This window comes from Holdemanella sp. (assembly GCF_056804935.1).
In genome coordinates this window covers 1-1,179 of sequence record NZ_DBMEXE010000231.1, presented here as the reverse complement: position 1 = coordinate 1,179, position 1,179 = coordinate 1, and the positions used below count along the sequence as shown (strand labels likewise).

2 protein-coding genes are annotated in these 1,179 nt (G+C 36.0%); both read right to left on the bottom strand.

What is annotated here, in order from left to right; all coding sequences use genetic code 11:
- Window positions 1–530: GTPase (locus ACZQCL_RS08675; RefSeq protein WP_482482829.1), on the bottom strand; the 530-nt coding region annotated here is incomplete at its 3' end.
- Window positions 531–532: 2 nt separating this feature from the next.
- Window positions 533–1,179, bottom strand: a 647-nt coding sequence (gene hydG, locus ACZQCL_RS08670; protein WP_482482827.1) for a [FeFe] hydrogenase H-cluster radical SAM maturase HydG, incomplete at its 5' end; no start/stop codon positions are given.

Here is a 1,179-nt window from a genome sequence, read left to right as displayed (position 1 = left end):
AAATCACCAATAATTGTCTTTTCTTCCTGTTTCTTTGCGACACTAGCCAACAATTGCTTTAATCCATCTATATTGTCATTGTTTAGAGCACTCACATAGATTTCATTAGAAGCCAGTTCTTTCTTTTCTTCAATCAAATCACACTTATTAAAAACTATAAAATAAGGTAATTTATTTTCTTTAAACATGTCAATCAAATCCAAATCTATTTTTTGTAGACCTACATTCGCATCAACTACCAATACGGCCATATCCATTGTTTTTAAAACTTCTAACGTTCTTTTAATTCTCAATTCACCCAAAGTACCTTCATCATCCATACCCGGCGTATCCACAATCACAACAGGTCCAATCGGTAAGATTTCCATTGATTTCTTGACAGGGTCTGTCGTAGTTCCCTTTATATTAGAAACTAAAGACATACTCTGGTTGGTAATCGCATTGACTACACTGGATTTTCCAGCATTTCTTAAACCGAAAAATCCAATGTGTGTACGATTCGCGCTTATCGTACTATTTAAATTAGACATAATTAGAACCTGAAATCTCTACGATTGCTTGACTTGATCGCATCCACATTGTCACGAGCAATTTGTTGAGCTTTCGCATTTGGAATCTTGTTCAATTCTTTTTCAATCAACTCAAAACCAATCTTCTTTGTATCTTCACTCGCATAATCAACTAAATATTCACATAAAGTCATCAATGCGTTAGGATGACAACAATTTTGAATTTGTCCTGTCTTACACAAAGACATGAAACGGTCTCCTGTTCTTCCTTCTCTATAACATGCCGTACAGAAAGATGGAATGTAACCTAACTCCATCAGCCAGTTCACAACTTCATCTAATGTTCTTTGGTCAGATACATCAAATTGTTCTGAATCATGAGGGCGCTCTTCTTCTGTATATCCACCAACAGATGTACGACTTGCCCCACTAATTTGAGATACACCTAAGTGAAGCATTTTTTCACGAACTTCTTGAGATTCACGTGTAGAAATAATCATTCCTGTATATGGAACGGCAATACGGATACATGCTGCAATCTTTTCAAAGATATCATCAGCCAAACTATTATCGAACGCTTCTGGATCAATATCATCTGCATGTTTTACACAAGGCACACTAATTGTATGTGGACCTACACCATGAACAGCTTCTAAGTGTTCTGCATGCA